This window comes from Treponema sp. Marseille-Q4130 (assembly GCF_014334325.1).
Taxonomy (GTDB): domain Bacteria; phylum Spirochaetota; class Spirochaetia; order Treponematales; family Treponemataceae; genus Treponema_D.
Genome location: NZ_JACSET010000009.1, coordinates 84,780 through 98,443 on the forward strand (window position 1 = coordinate 84,780; position 13,664 = coordinate 98,443).

The following is a 13,664-nucleotide window of genomic DNA, read 5'->3' on the forward strand; positions in this document are numbered from 1 at the left end:
ATTTACAACCGTCGGAGGTTCATAAGCCGATCATCGTACAATTGCACAGCGCTCATACGCTGCGCGAACGTTTATTCACCGACGCAGCAAAACGGCGCCGCCGCTCGCATTGCGGAGCGCGTCGGAAAATTTTTGCAATTCGACGCTTTCGATTTCGCCGCTTACGCTTACCGCCGATTCGAAGCGTTCTGCAATATCAAAAAGACGGAACTCTTTCATAATGTGCCGAAGCTTTTCATAGGCGGCATACGAAGCGGTAAACGAAAAGCGCGTTTTTTCGATAAGCTCCGAAAAGGCACCAAGCCTCTCGGCTTTTTCGATAACCGCCTTTGCCGCATCCGTGTACGCTTTAACAAGACCGCCCGTACCGAGGAGCGTTCCGCCGAAATAACGCGTGACGGTCAAAAGCGCATTCGTGCAGTTTTTCCCGCACAGTACATCGAGCACCGGACGAGCGGCCGTTCCCGAAGGTTCGCCGTCGTCGCTCATGCCGCGTATTTCAGCCGAAGGCCCGATGACGAAAGCGTGGACGACGTGAGAGGCGTCGGAGTATTTCGCTTTTTGAGATTTTAATAATTCGCGCGCTTCGCTCTGCGACGTACAGGGCAAAAGTTCGGCAATAAAGCGCGAATGCTTTACGAGCGTTTCAGAAACCGCATAGCCTGTAAGCTCATCCAAAAAACTTTTCTCCGCTCAGGCTTCTTTCGGCGGCTCGACATCGACCGATTCGACTTCTTTCGGAGCTGCGCGCGTACCCTGTGCTTTCAATCCCTTTGTAGGGAAAGCGGACGCTTTAAAACTTTCGTCGAGTTTTTTTAAGCGCGCTTTTTTCGCGTAGTGCAGCGTAAACGTAAAATTTTTCCGCGTATCGACGTGGAGCACTTCTTTGCCGTCGGGCGCAAAAAAATAATCGCGATTCATGATATAACCTTCGACACGGCATCGTTTAACAAAAACGTATTTCGTTTCGGGGTCGCGGTAGATGACCGTAAAGAGCACTTTCGAAAGACTTTCTTTGTCCGCAAGCCCGCACCAAAACATGCCCGGCCCGACGAACACTTTTTGCGGAGAATCGGTTACGCTGAATATGCCGCTCCGCCGGACAAAGAGTACCCTGTCGTAGGGCGTAATTTTAAGCACTTCGACGCCGCCCGAAACGCCCGTTCCGAGATAGCCCGACGTGCCGTCGTATTTGAGCGGGATATCGCGTTTGACGATTTCTTTGACGTCGACCTTTTCGATGTCGGCTATCGTCGTGAGGCGCTGCGTCTTTTCCGCGTCGAGCTTTGCAAGCAAGCCGTCGAGCCACGTGATTGCATAAGCGGCAAGATGCTTTAAAAGCTTGTCGATTTCTTTGATGCGGTTTTTCGCGGCTTCCACTTCCTGACGGTTTTTGTTGATATCGTAAAGCGAAATGCGGCGGATCGGAATCTTCAGCAAGTGATCGACATCGTCGTCGGTTATGGGACGCAGAAGTTCTTTTTTAAACGGCACAAAACCTTTTTTTACCGCATCGACGACTGCCTCTTGCGTTTTCATCTGTTCGATATTTTTATAGATGCGCTCTTCGATAAAGATGCGCTCAAGCGTCCGCAAATGCAGCTTTTCGAATTGTTCGGCACGCTCGACGGTGAGTTCGTCTTTCAGCACGCCGACGAGCTGCTTTGCATGAAATTTAATAACGTCGGTTACGGTAATCTGCACCGGCATATTGTTGCGGATGACGAGCAGATTGCAGTATATCGTCTGTTCGCATTCGGTGTATGCATAAAGCGCATCGACGATATCGGCGGCATACACGCCGCGCGGAAGCTTTATTTCGATGTTGACGGTTTCGGCCGTGTAATCGTTGATCGACGCGATGCGCACTTTATTGTTTTTAGCGGCTTTTTCGATCGAATCCATGAGCGACTCGGTCGTCGAACCGAAGGGCAGCTCGGTGATCGTAATCTTTTTTTCGTCGCTTAAATCCATCTTCGCTCTCGTAACGATTTTGCCCAAGCCGTCCTGATAGTCCGACACGTCGATGAGACCGCCCGTTTGAAAGTCGGGATAGAGCGTAAACTTTTCGCCGCGCAGACATTTTTTTTCGGCTTCGATGACTTCGCGGATATTGTGGGGAAGGATTTTCGTACTCATGCCGACGGCGATCCCTTCCGCGCCCAAAATCAGTACAAGAGGCAGCTTTGCGCGAAACATAACAGGCTCTTTATTGCGCCCGTCGTAGCTCGGAACGTAATCGGTGATTTTCGGATTGTAGAGGATATCGCGCGCAATGGGGCGCAGACGGCATTCGATATAACGCGCCGCGGATGCCGAATCCCCGGTGTAGAGGTTTCCGAAGTTTCCCTGCCGATCGACGAGCAAATCCTTATTGGCAAGAACGACGAGCGCCGAATAAATGGAGGCATCCCCGTGCGGGTGATATTTCATGCACTGACCGACGACGTTTGCGACTTTGTGAAATTTGCCGTCGTCCGCTTCGAGGAGCGTGTGGAGGATCCTCCGCTGTACCGGCTTCAGTCCGTCGACGAGTTCGGGAATCGCACGATCTCGGATAACATAGCTTGCATATTGAATGAAATTGCTGTCGAAAAGATTTTTCACGTATGCCATACCGTTTCAGTATACAGCAAATGCGGACTTCTGTCTTGCAACACGATACGGCAGTCGCGCGCCGCCGGTGCAAAAGATATGTGATATTTTCGTGTGTCGGTACGTGCGGCGAAAACCGTTTGTCGTTTTATACCATATACCCCAGACACGAAGAAATCTGCCGAGCGGTTTCACAAATCATATAGATATTCGAATCCATCTGCTCTTTTGCAATATAATTTTCGAATGCGCTCATGCTCACCGCTGCGACGATTTTTCCGCTCGAATCGCGGATCGGCGCGGCATTGCAGTTGTCGTTTAAGATAAGCTCTTCGCGGTCGATCGCATATCCCTGTTCCCGTACTTTCCTCAGTTCACGCTGCAAAAGCGCGTAGTCGGTAATCGTGTGAACGGTAAACTCTTTCAGCCCGCCGCTTTTATCGATAATTCTTTCAAGCTCTTCGGGGTACAATTCGGAAACGAGCACTTTGCCCAAAGCGGAAGCGTTAAACGGAACTTTTCTTCCCGGCGTAAAATACGTTTTGAGTACGACTTGTCCGTCGATCCTGTCGGTCTGTACCACTTCGCCGTCGTAAAGAACTCCGAGATTGATATTCGCTTCGGGAAAGCGATGCGCAAGCATTTCCATATACGGAAGCGCGAACTTCCGTATATGAATCGAAGAAAGCGCGCGGTTAAACAGCTTTAACACTTTGAGTGAAAGCGTATATGTCCCCGCCGTTTCGTTTTTTATCAAATAACCGGCGGACGTCATCGTCGAAAGCAGACGGTAGGCCATATTGACGTTTACCTGCAGCGCTTTCATGACATCCTGCACCGTAAACGGATCTTCCCGGTCGGCCGCCATGTCGAAGATCGCAAGGCTTCGCGAAACTGTTTTTACATTATATTTTTCTTCTTTATCGCCGGTCATATTATGTGGAGTATACCGATATTGAAGATAAAATGAAATATCGAAACGTAATTTTTCATTATCGTACCATACACGGTTTTTTCGAATCGAATTTCCATCCGGAAATAAGATGCTGCATACCGACATCATCTCGGCGATCCCCGTACGGAAGTTTTTTATAAAGTGCATTTGCTTTCAGGATCGCATCCATATCGATTTCGAGACCGAAGCCCGGTGCGTCGGGGATATGAATTCTGCCGCCGATGATTTTGTACGGAGAACGGGTAAGGTGCTGTCCGTCCTGCCAAATCCAATGCGTATCCATCGCCGTCACCGAAGGACAGGCGGCGGCGGTTTGCGCAAAAATCGCAAGCGATATGTCGAAGTGATTATTCGAATGACAACCCCATGTCAACCCCCAGTTGTCAAGCACTTGGCCGATACGTACCGAATCGCTCATCGTCCAAAAATGCGGATCGGCGAGCACTATGTCGATCGATTTTTCTACTACCGCATGATAAAACTGTCTCCAATCGGTTGCGATCATATTCGTCGCCGTGGGAATTCCCGTCCGCATTTTAAATTCGGCCATCGTTTCGCGTCCCGAATAGCCGCCTTCGGTACCGCACGGATCTTCAGCGTATGAGAGACAGCTGTCCTTACACAGGCGAACGGCATCGGCAAGTTTCCACGCGCCGTTCGGGTCTATGTTGATGTGCGCATCCGGAAATTCCTTCCCGAGCGCAGCAACCGCTTCCATCTCTTTTTCTCCGGAAAACACGCCGCCTTTGAGTTTAAAATCTTTAAATCCGTAATATTCTTTTGCGGCATGTGCCTGCGCTACGATACCCGCCGTATCCATGGCCGGTTTTCTGCGCGTACGGAACCAAATATTGTCCGATGCATCTTCTGTGATATAACGCTCGTCGTATTTTCTTCCGTCCGCCTGATAAAACAAATAGCCGAGAACCGTAACGTCATCCCGTTGCTTGCCGTCGCCCAAAAGTTCGCATACGGGAAGACCGAGAAACTGTCCCCATAAATCGAGAAGAGCGGCTTCAATTGCGGATTCGGCATGAACGACATCTTTCAATTTCGTCAAATCGAGATTTTGTATGCCGTCGCTGTTTTTCGTTCTTTCGTTGTGACCGGTTTTCAGTTTCGCGACAATCGTTTTATATTTGCACAGCGGCTGACCGACGACAAAGGGAACGGCATCTTCAAGCGATTTCGTAATCGCTTCTCCGCCGTGAACTTCTCCGATGCCCGTATGACCGGCATTATCTTTTAAAATAACGATATTGCGCGTAAAAAACGGTGCATGTGCTCCGCTCAACGAAAGCAGCATACTGTCATAGCCTGCAACGGGATAAACCTGCATCTGTGTTACAATCGGCGTATCGACGTTCGTCATATATCCTCCGAATATTAATAATCAAACCGGCTGCGGTCCGTTTTTTACTGAAGCTCCGGCGTTTCGCATTGAATGTATCCCCTTAATAATCGAGCGGATGATTGAAAAACAGGCAAGTGCGATAAATATGATTGCGATAGGATGCTTAAATATTTCAAGAGCATCTCCGTTCGAATACTGTAACCCGCGTCTGAGATTTGTTTCAAAATCTTTTGCAAGGATAAAGCCCAGTATGAACGGCGGCAACGGCACACTGACGACTTTCATCACATATCCGATAACGCCGAACAGCAAAAGGCTGAATATATCAAATACCCGATAATTGAGCGCGTACGATCCGATACAGCACAAGACAATAATAACCGGCAATAAAATATATGACGGGATTTTTAATATTTTTACGAAACCGCGCAGGCATGTAAACATAATAACAGCCATAAAAACCGACGATAAAATCATAGCCGCATAAATCGTATAGACGGTCTGCGCGCTCGTTTGGAAAAGAAGCGGACCCGGGGTAAGGCCGTGCAGCATAAATCCTCCGAGCAGAATCGCCGTAACGCCGTCGCCCGGAATACCGAGCGTAAGCAACGGAATCATGGCTCCTCCGATGCTTGCATTGTTCGAAGTTTCGCTTGCTATAACACCGTCTACGATTCCCGTACCGAATTTTTCGGGATGCTTCGATGAATTTTTTGCAACCGAATATGCGATCAGATTGCTCGTCGAACCGCCGATTCCGGGAAGAATACCGATGCCGAGCCCGACAACCGCCGAGCGGATAAAATTTCCGATTTGATCTTTTATATCGCTCCACGTAAAACCGAGTCCTTTCAGACGATACTCGGTCATCGAAGCGTCTTTGTGCTCCGTAATCGCCGTTTCGAGAACTTCGCTTACCGCATACAAGCCGACGAGAACCGGGAGTAAAGCGAATCCCGAAGTAAGATCGAGCGAATTGAATGTAAAGCGTTTTGCCGAATCGATCGGTGCAAGCCCGACGGTTGCAAACATCATACCGAACAATGCGCTCAACAAACCTTTTGCCATCGACTTGCCGGCAAGGCTGGAAATAAGCGTCAGGGCGAAAAGCGTCACGCCGAAATATTCCCATGGCCCGAAACGTATCGTGAGTGCCGCAAGCGGTTTTGAAATGATAACCATTGCCGCGATACTGAAGACCGTTCCGATAAACGAACTGAATATGCCTACACCGAGTGCTTTGCCCGCTTCACCTTTCAGCGCAAGAGGTCTTCCGTCGAACGTCGTCGCAATCGAAGCGGGGGTACCCGGCATATTCAGTAAAATAGCCGAAACCAGCCCTCCCGATGTACCGCCGATATAAATCGCCGTAAGCATCGATAAACCCGTTTCTTTTGTCAAAACATACGTAATCGGAAGCATCATAGAAATACCGGCAACCGTTGTCAGTCCCGGAATCGCTCCGAAGATAATTCCAAATACGACTCCGAAAATTATCAAGCCGACAGTGAGCGGTTGGGTAAAAAGACCTATAAAACTTGAAAGCAGCATAATACCCCCGTCAATAACCGAAAACGCCTCTCGGTAAAATCAAACCGAGCAGATTATTAAAAACCGTATACACGAGAAAAGAAACGGCAACCGAAAAAAGAACCGTAAAGATTCCGGTTTTCGCATTTTTACGCGGAACCAATAAAAAAATCATTGCCGAAAGGTAAAAAACGGTTGAAACGATAAAACCTAATTTGTCGAATAAAAAAATATAAACGGTAAGGAGTACGATTGCGAAAACAAATTTACCGAATACATTCCGGTTTATACGTACCGACGTATCCGAGACATTGACCGTACTCAGCTTTTTCAATTTTAAAACGGCTTGTATGACCACTGAGAAACTCAGTATCGCCATTATGACGGCGAGAATTTGCGGCACGATTTTCGAAGACAGTCCCGCGTCTCCGAACGGATTATATGACTCTATCGGAAACGTCCCGGCAAAATACGCTATCGCCAGCAGGAAAAAAAATAATCCGATACCGATATCTTTTTTTATTTTTTGTTCCATAAGCATATCTCCTTTATACGGACAATGCGGCAAACGATGCCGTTCGCCGCATTTGAGGATTGCTATTTTTTTACACCCGCTCTGATTTGATCGCGGATCGCCATAAGCGCATCGTATTGTGATTTATAAAGAGCTGTCGTTGCCGCAGGATCTTTGTACATCGGTATCTGATACAGTTTTTCCAAATCCGCTTTGTACTGAGTATTCGTCTTAATAATTTTTTCACACGCAGCGGCAAATTTGGCGACGATCGCTTTATCCGTTCCCTTAGGCATAAAAAACGTATTGTCGTAGCTGTAGCCGCAGTTTACGCCGAGTTCTTTCAATGTCGGCACATCTTTAAGGATATCCGAACGTTCCGTACTTACATTGGCTATTATTCTCAGCGTACCGTTTTTTACATAATCGATAACTTGGCTGTAATTCAATTCGGTTACATCAACGTGATTGCCGAGAATGAGTTGGAGCCTTTCTCCCGAACCTCCGGAGCTGACAACATTAAACTTAGCGCCCGCAGCTTGAACCGCGATTCCTATCCATTGCGTCGATGCGCCGGTATTTGCGGTAAAGCGATATTTGCCGGGTTCGTTTTTCGTTGCATTCACGACATCCTGATATGTGTGCCAATCGGGATGCTGTTTTGCATTGATGAGAAGAACTTCATCCGATGCACGGGAAAATACGCATACCGGTTCGAAATCCTGATAACCGAAATCGACCATACCCGAAACCTGTGCCATGTGCATCGATATTTGATGGACGAGCACGGTGTATCCGTCATTTGCGGAATCCTTTACCTGCGCCGCTCCGATCGTACCGCCGGAACCCGCAACATTCGTCACTACGACGGGCTGCCGGAGTTCCTGCGTCAAATACTTTGCAAGCGTACGCGCGTTGACATCAGAATTACCGCCGGCGGCAAACGGAACAATCAAATTGATCGATTTTTTCGGCCAATCGATGCCGCCCGCATCCTTGTCTCCGTTTGCAAAAACGGAAAACGCCAGTGTTAAAACCGTAACCATTACAATTAATTTTTTCATAACGCCCCCTTATTAAAAATAATTCATATAAAGAACTTACGTAATAAGTCCCATTTCTTTCAAAAGCACACGAAGCGCTTCCCGTTGCTCACCGCTCAAAGGCCGTATCGGCGGCAGGCACTTCCCCGCATTGTACCCCTCAAGCTCCAAGCCTTCTTTAATAACTTCGGGGAAGGTTCCCATATTACATGCAATGCGAAGGGGATTAAGCGCAAACTGCGCATCAAGAGAGCCCTTAAAATCGCGCGCTTTGAATTTATCGTAGATATCAGCGACGAGACGCGGCGCCACATTTGCGCAGGATGCGATGGAACCAGCCGCACCGGAACACAATCCCGCATAGATAAGCGTATCGCGTCCGATTAAAACGCTGAACTTGTCATTGCCTTTTGTAAGCCGCAAGTATTCAGCCGAATTCGTAAAATCTCCGGTACTGTCTTTGATGCCGATGATATTATCGATTTCGGCGAGACGGGATACGGTATGGGGTTCTATCGTTACGTTCGTTTTCGGTTTATTGTTGTACATGATCACCGGAAGCTTTGTATTTTCCGCAATCGTTTTGTAGTATTCGTATAATTCATCCTGCGTTTGAGAAACAAACATCGGGGTAAGGACGGAGACGGCATCGAAACCGACATCTTCGGCGATATGTACGCGCTCTATCACTCCTCTCGTCGTAATGTGGCTTGCACCCGCGTAGATCGGAACGCGGCCGCGCACTTCATCTTTTGTCGCTTCAAATATGACTCGTATCTCATCCGTATCGAACGCATAGAATTCGCCGGTCGTGCCGAGAGGGAAAATACCGTGCACGCCGCATTCAATCAAATGATTGACAATCTTCCTAAAAGCTTTTTCATTGAACTTTCCGTCATCGGTAAACGGCGTTACGACGGGAGGAATAATTCCATAGGGTTTAAACATTTCAAAGCTCCTCGTTGTATGTTACCTGACCAGACACGGCTTTTTCGGATCGAATTTCCAGTTCGGAATAAGATATTGCATACCGACGCTGTCGTCACGTCCGCCGAGTGATTGTTCAAGATATAGCTCATGCGCTTTTCGTATCCGCTCCATATCGGGTTCGACCCCCAATCCGGGCTTTGCAGACAATTCGATATATCCGTCTTTTATGGAAAGCGGTTCCTTTGTAAGACGTTCGGTACCTTCCTGCCAAATCCAGTGCGTATCGATTGCGTTCAGATTTCCCGGCACCGCGGCCGCCGTATGTGCAATCATCGCGAGCGAAATATCGAAATGATTGTTCGAGTGCGAACCCCATGTCATGCCGAACTCGCTGCACAGCTGCCCGACCCGTACCGCTCCGCGCATCGTCCAAAAGTGACAGTCCGCAAGCGGTATATCTACCGACTGGAGCTCTATCGAATGGCAAAGCTCTCTCCAGTCCGTCGCAATCATATTCGTTGCGGTCGGCATGCCTGTTGCACGACGGAATTCGGAAAGGATTTCTCGTCCCGAATAACCCTGTTCCGCACCGCACGGATCTTCGCAGTACGTCAAAATACCGTGCATATCTTTGCACAATTCTATCGCTTCGGAAAGCGACCAAGCTCCGTTAGGGTCGAGCGTCATACGCGCATCGGGAAACGCTTTTTTCATCGATTTGATAATTTCTATTTCTTCGCGTCCGGAAAGAACACCGCCTTTCAACTTAAAATCTTTAAAACCGTATTTGTTTTGTGCAGCCTTCGCAAGGGCTATGAGCGCATCGGCGTCCATGGCTTTGTTACGGCGGAGTCTGTACCATTCGCACGGAGAATCGTCTTCAAAAGTATACGGCAGATCCGTTTTTTTTGCGTCTCCGATAAAAAAGAGATAGCCGAGCGTCAAAACCTTTGTACGCTGTATGCCGTCGCCGAGCAAGTGTGCGGAAGGGACTTCGAGAAACTGCCCGAGCAAATCGAGAAGCGGCGCTTCGATCGCTGTAACGACGTGAACGCCCGTACGCAAGTCGAAGGTTTGTAAACCGCGTACGTCTTCTCCTCCTTTACTTTTCAGATAATCCGAAACTTTTTTCAGCGTATTTTTATAATCGCCGAGTGCGCTTCCTTCAACAAGCGATTTGCATTCTTCAAGCGCTGCGGTAATTTTTTTACCGCCCGGAACTTCTCCGCATCCGATCTTTCCCGTACTGTCGGTTAAAATAACGACATTACGTGTAAAATACGGAGCGTGAGCCCCGCTCAAATTCAGCAACATACTGTCTTTGCCGGCCACCGGATATACATCCATCCGCTTTATTACAGGAATCGCACTCATCCGACTATCCTACCTTCCAATCTTTACGTTCGTCATCTTTTCATAGTATTTTACAAGCGCACTGTGATCGTCTTTTTCAAAGCCGTCGACTTTCAGCGCCTGCATCATTTCCATAACTTCGGCGGTAAGCGGAACGGGAGAAGTCACCGCGTGCGCCGCGTTGAGCGCGTTCGTCAAATCTTTGATATGGAGTTCGATTCTGAAACCGGGCTTGTAATCGTGCGCGAGCATCATCGGCGCTTTTGCGTTCATAACGGTAGAACCCGCAAGACCGCCCTTTATCGCTTGGAACACGAGTTCGGGGTCGACGCCGGCTTTGCGCGAAAACATCAGCGCTTCCGCGAGAGAGGCGATATTGCAGGCGACGACGATTTGATTTGCGAGCTTTGCGACGTTTCCCGCACCGAGCTCTCCGACGTATACGACCGAACCCGCCATCGCTTTGAGCACGTCGAAATAGGTATCGAACAGCTCTTTTTTTCCGCCGACCATAACCGACAGCGTGCCGTCTATCGCCTTCGGTTCGCCTCCCGAAACGGGAGCGTCGAGCATATCGACACCGAGCTTTGCAAGGTCGGCTCCGATTTTGCGGCTTTCAACGGGATCGATAGAACTCATATCGATGAGGATCGAGCCTTTTTTCACCGTTTCCGCGATGCCGCCCTTGTCGAAAACGGCCGCGCGCACGTGCGGAGAATTCGGTACCATCGTGATAATGACGCTGCATTCTTTCGCAACGGCAGCTCCGTTTTCCGCAGCCTTTGCCCCGCAGCCTACAAGTTCGGCGACTGCGTCTTTATTGAAATCGCATACGACGAGTTCATGTCCCGCTTTGATAAGGTTTTTGCTCATCGGTTTGCCCATAATACCGAGTCCGATAAATCCTATTTTCATAATATACCCCCGAAATATAAAATACCTTTTCTTACAATCCCATAGCACAGATCTTTTTATATCGACCTTCTAAAATCATAAGGCATACCAGTATTTTTGTCAAGTAAATTTATATTTTTCAATGTATTTATATATATTTTTATAAATCAAATTGATTTTTACAGATAATATTGATATAAAATAAAAAAATTAGATTAAATTCAGGATTTAATACGGAACTGCCGGGTACTACAATTGAGAAAATAAAAATTACCGCGCGTTTTTTAAAACACACGGTAAAACGATGAGATAAAAATCAACAGTATCAATATCACAGAACCCGCACGAAAAGAGAAAATTTCGGCGTGTCTCGCATCTTTTTGCAGTACGCGCGATCAAAAAGCGCCCCCTACAGCGCGTCGAAAAAGCCCTTCGCTTTCAAGAGTTCCGCGTTCAAAATACCGCCGAGCGCGGCACCGCGTTTCGTATTGTGGCTCAGCGAAACGAATTTTACGTCGAACACGTTGCACGGTCGGAGCCGTCCGATAACACAGGCCATGCCGCCTTCGGTTTCGCGGTCACGTCTCGGCTGCGGGCGGTTTTCTTCGGAACGAAGCACGATCGGATGAACGGGGGCGGACGGCAGCTGTAATTCCTGCGGAACCGAGCGATAGTTCTTCCACACGCGCGCGATCTCTTCGAGCGAAGGTTTTTTCTCCTGCGGTAAATCGAAGTCGAGGTTTACGCAGGCGGTGTGTCCGTCGACGACGGGAACGCGTGTACACGTCGACGATACGGCAGGACCCGCCGCATTGACGATTTCGCCGTCTTTGACCGAACCGAGTATCTTCAAACATTCGCGCTCGGTCTTTTCTTCTTCGCCTCCGATAAACGGCACGATATTGTCGATCATATCGAAGGACGGCACGCCGGGGTACCCCGCCCCGCTGGTCGCCTGCAGCGTCGTCACGATCATGCGCTTGATCGGATAGCCCGCCTCTATGAGCGCGTGGATCGGCATCATATAAGTTTGCAACGAGCAGTTCGGCTTTACGACGATAAAGCCCTTGTCCCAGCCGTAATGCCGTTTTTGAAAAGCGATCACGTCAAGGTGCGCCCAGTTGATTTCCGGCACGAGCATGGGTACGTCGCTCGTCCAGCGGTTTGCACTCGCGTTTGAAACTACGGGAATGCCCTCCGCCGCATAGCGCGCTTCGAGCGCTTTGATTTCGTCTTTGCTCATTTCAAGCGCGCTGAATACGAACGCGCATTTGCCGAGCGCACGCGGCGCATCGTTTGCATCCTCGACGGTAAGCTTTGCAACGCCCGAAGGGATATCAGCCCCGATGAGCCAGCGGTTTACGACCGCTTCTTCGTACGATTTACCCGCAGAGCGCGGACTTGCCGCGACGTAGCTCACTTCAAACCACGGATGATTTTCAAGCAGCGCGATATAGCGCTGACCGACCATGCCCGTTGCACCGAGCACGCCTACCGGTATCTTTTCCATAACAATTTCCTTAATAATTTTATTCGTCAAATGTAAGTTCGGCGGAGCGCAACGCACGCCTTACAATCCGCACGATGCAATCCGCGCCTTATAATCCGCACACCGAAAGCGCTTCTTCGATGATTTTCTTTGCCTCGTCGTGCACTTCGACGAGCGGCAAACGCACGCTCCCCGAAGGCAAACCTTTGACACGCATCGCATATTTTATCGACGTGGGATTCCCGTCGACAAAGGCCGCTTTGAAAAACGGCAGCAAGCGGTAATGGATTTTCCGAGCCGCCTCATAATCGCCCGAAAGAGCAGCCTTCACCATTTCCGTAACCGGAGCAGGCGCCGCATTCGAAACGACTGATACGACGCCGTCGCCGCCGCATGCGATGAGCGGAAGCGTCATCGCGTCATCCCCGCTCAGTACGGCAAAGTCGGGATGCTTCGATTTAATCGTGTCGATAACGTCCGTCATCTGAGAAATGCTGCCGCTCGCTTCTTTTACGCCCGCGATATTCGGCAAATCCGCGATGCGCGAAAGCGTCGGCGTATCGATATTTTTTCCGGTACGACCGGCGATATTGTACACGAGGATAGGAATGCCTACGCGAGAAACCGCTTCAAAGTGGCGGAAGATACCTTCGGACGAAGGCTTATTGTAATACGGAGTTACGACGAGAGCGGCATCGGCACCCGCCTTTTTTGCGCGCTCCGTATAGCGGACGGCATCGCGCGTATTGTTGCTGCCCGCGCCGAGGACGACGGGTACTTTGACACCCCTCTCTTTTTCGAACGCACGCACTTCTTCCATTACGACATCGATGATACGCTGCTCTTCGTCTTCATCGAGCGTCGGCGTTTCGCCCGTCGTACCGAGCGGCACGAGTCCGTCGATGCCCTCTTCCATTTGAAAACGGAGCAGCTTTCGATATCCGTCATAATCGATCGAACCGTCTTCCTTCATCGGCGTAATCATCGCCGTAAATGCACCGCGTAAC

General features: G+C 49.3%; 12 protein-coding genes. All 12 read right to left on the reverse strand.

What is annotated here, in order from left to right; all coding sequences use genetic code 11:
* Window positions 1-75: 75 nt before the first annotated feature.
* Entirely contained in the window at window positions 76-678 is a 603-nt protein-coding gene (locus H9I36_RS10370; protein ID WP_187385285.1) for an IMPACT family protein, read from the reverse strand.
* Between the two features lie 15 nt (window positions 679-693).
* A complete protein-coding gene (locus H9I36_RS10375; RefSeq protein WP_187385286.1) occupies window positions 694-2,616 on the reverse strand; it encodes a DNA topoisomerase IV subunit A in 1,923 nt (640 codons plus the stop codon).
* 127 nt (window positions 2,617-2,743) lie between these two features.
* On the reverse strand, window positions 2,744-3,529 hold the full coding sequence (locus H9I36_RS10380) for an IclR family transcriptional regulator (protein WP_187385287.1): 786 nt from the start codon (window positions 3,527-3,529) through the stop codon (window positions 2,744-2,746).
* 58 nt (window positions 3,530-3,587) lie between these two features.
* Window positions 3,588-4,922, reverse strand: coding sequence for an enolase C-terminal domain-like protein (locus H9I36_RS10385; RefSeq protein WP_187385288.1), 1,335 nt, complete (start codon window positions 4,920-4,922; stop codon window positions 3,588-3,590).
* Window positions 4,923-4,943: 21 nt separating this feature from the next.
* The gene (locus H9I36_RS10390) at window positions 4,944-6,455 is read right to left on the reverse strand and encodes a tripartite tricarboxylate transporter permease (RefSeq protein WP_187385289.1); all 1,512 of its coding nucleotides are present in this window, start codon (window positions 6,453-6,455) and stop codon (window positions 4,944-4,946) included.
* A 10-nt stretch (window positions 6,456-6,465) separates the two neighbouring features.
* The gene (locus H9I36_RS10395; RefSeq protein ID WP_187385290.1) at window positions 6,466-6,969 is read right to left on the reverse strand and encodes a tripartite tricarboxylate transporter TctB family protein; all 504 of its coding nucleotides are present in this window, start codon (window positions 6,967-6,969) and stop codon (window positions 6,466-6,468) included.
* Between the two features lie 62 nt (window positions 6,970-7,031).
* Window positions 7,032-8,012: a tripartite tricarboxylate transporter substrate binding protein gene (locus H9I36_RS10400; RefSeq protein WP_187385291.1), complete on the reverse strand. Its 981-nt coding sequence runs from the start codon at window positions 8,010-8,012 to the stop codon at window positions 7,032-7,034.
* A 36-nt stretch (window positions 8,013-8,048) separates the two neighbouring features.
* On the reverse strand, window positions 8,049-8,939 hold the full coding sequence (locus tag H9I36_RS10405; protein ID WP_187385292.1) for a dihydrodipicolinate synthase family protein: 891 nt from the start codon (window positions 8,937-8,939) through the stop codon (window positions 8,049-8,051).
* Window positions 8,940-8,960: 21 nt separating this feature from the next.
* The gene (locus H9I36_RS10410) at window positions 8,961-10,268 is read right to left on the reverse strand and encodes an enolase C-terminal domain-like protein (RefSeq protein WP_255422728.1); all 1,308 of its coding nucleotides are present in this window, start codon (window positions 10,266-10,268) and stop codon (window positions 8,961-8,963) included.
* A 36-nt stretch (window positions 10,269-10,304) separates the two neighbouring features.
* Window positions 10,305-11,189 (reverse strand): 2-hydroxy-3-oxopropionate reductase, encoded by an 885-nt coding sequence (gene garR / locus H9I36_RS10415; protein ID WP_187385294.1) that lies wholly within the window; start codon window positions 11,187-11,189, stop codon window positions 10,305-10,307.
* Between the two features lie 388 nt (window positions 11,190-11,577).
* On the reverse strand, window positions 11,578-12,678 hold the full coding sequence (gene asd / locus H9I36_RS10420; protein WP_187385295.1) for an aspartate-semialdehyde dehydrogenase: 1,101 nt from the start codon (window positions 12,676-12,678) through the stop codon (window positions 11,578-11,580).
* An 88-nt stretch (window positions 12,679-12,766) separates the two neighbouring features.
* Window positions 12,767-13,664: 4-hydroxy-tetrahydrodipicolinate synthase (gene dapA, locus H9I36_RS10425; protein WP_187385296.1), on the reverse strand; the 898-nt coding region annotated here is incomplete at its 5' end.